The 1,939-nt window shown below is 31.5% G+C and carries 2 protein-coding genes; both read right to left on the reverse strand.

Features of this window, described 5'->3' with window-relative positions; translation table 11 throughout:
- Positions 1–462 precede the first annotated feature (462 nt).
- Positions 463–1,539 (reverse strand): mannose-1-phosphate guanylyltransferase, encoded by a 1,077-nt coding sequence (locus tag CI949_RS20430; RefSeq protein WP_134059221.1) that lies wholly within the window; start codon positions 1,537–1,539, stop codon positions 463–465.
- 30 nt (positions 1,540–1,569) lie between these two features.
- A partial coding sequence (locus CI949_RS20435) for a glycosyltransferase (RefSeq protein WP_290769873.1) occupies positions 1,570–1,939 on the reverse strand: 370 nt, incomplete at its 5' end.

Genomic DNA, 1,939 nt, shown 5'->3' on the forward strand with positions numbered 1-1,939 from the left:
GATATAAGATCCATTGTAAAAGTTGTTTTTCAATACAGAGTTGACAGGAATTAATTTTGAACCATCTGAGCGAACAAACTGTTTAGGTACAGAAATTAAATCAGCTATATTTAACTGATCTTTATCATCTGACCATTTGTCTTCTTCAATTAGTTTTTGATATTTGTTTTCTATTTCAGGAAGACTTTTATATTCCTGACTTATTCCTAGAGAATATTCATTATTTATCTCAATGAGTCCATCTGTTAAAAAACCATCTTGATTAAGCTCAGGTTTATTTTCTTCTAAAACAATTATTGTATATAAGTTTCTTGGCGTTTTGTGTTTTTTATTAAAAGCAAAGATGATTGTGACTTCAGCTCGTTGATAAAAACCTAGATTCCCTTTTCCAATTAGAAGGTTGTATTCTTTTAAGGAAACTTTTTATTCATTCTAATTCACAACCTTAATTACTTTTGTAAACTATAAACAGTCGCCCAGACCTTCATCTGCTAGTATTTTTCTGATCTCTTTTACTTCTTGGGCTCTATTTTTGTCACAAATTAAAATTGCATCTTCTGTATCTACTATCACTACATCATCAAGTCCAATGGTAGTTACTACTTTATTTGGACTGTGAATAATAGAATTAGTAGTATCTATACCATAATGTTTACCGACGACTACATTACCGTTATCATCTATTTTTTTGATTCTCTCCAGCGCAGGCCAACTGCCAAGATCATCCCAACCAAAAGAACTAGGGATAACAAAAATGTCATCTGCTTTTTCCATGATTCCATAATCTATAGATACACTTTCCATCTGCTTAAATTCATTTTTTATAACTTTCTGTTCTAAATCTGTTCCCAAAGCATTTTTTATATTTGCTAAAGACTTATACATTTCAGGTAAATATTTCTCTATATTATATAAAATACTATCCAGTCGCCAGATAAACATTCCACTGTTCCAGAGATAATTACCATCATTGAGAAATTCTTTAGCAGTATCTAAATCAGGTTTTTCAGTAAAGTTTTGAACTTCAAATACCTGATCTCCATCTATTGTATGCAAGTGATCACCATAATGAATATATCCATAGCCTGTTTCTGGATGAGTTGGCTTAATACCTAAAGTAACAAGATTTTTGCCAGTTGCAGCAGTCATTACTGCTTTAGATAAAATATCCACAAATTTCTTTTCATCTTTTATTAAATGATCTGCAGGTAAAACAATCATTGTTGAGCCCGGATATTTGTTTTCGATCACCACTGATGATAGGCCTATACAAGCAGCAGTATTCCTTTTCATTGGTTCTACTATTATGTTTTCTTTTGGTATACCATCCAGCTGTTTCTTGATTGCTTTTTGGTAGGCTTCATTAGTTGCAATAAATACCTGTTCTAAGGGAACAAGTCCACTTATTCTTTCTACAGTTTCCTGCAGCATTGTTTTTTTTTCATCATTTAATTTTAAAAACTGCTTAGGATTATCTTTTCTGCTTAAGGGCCAGAATCTTGTTCCTTCTCCACCAGCCATAATTAATGCTGTTATCATTTGAAACCACTCCAAATATTTATATATTACCTAGTGTAATAATGATTCATAAAAAGCTGTTGTTTTTTTGCCAATATCTTTCCAGGAATAATACTGTTTAATTTTAGTCCATAATTCCTCATTATTTTTTATTTTTCTAATTTCATTTCCGTTGTTAATAATTTCTCTCAAACAGTTCTTTAACTCAGATTTAGTTGGTTCAATAACCCAGCCAATTTTTCCAACCTCGAAAGGGTCAGTTAATCCACCTCGGTCGGAAACTAGAACTGGTTTTTCTTCAGCTAATACAGATAATAACACACCACTTTGAGAGATGTTCAAATATGGAAGTAAGATCACGTCTGCAACTTTCATATATGCAGCAAAATTATCTAAAGGTAGAAATCTAATATCAGTAATT

Source organism: Halanaerobium sp., from assembly GCF_003070835.1.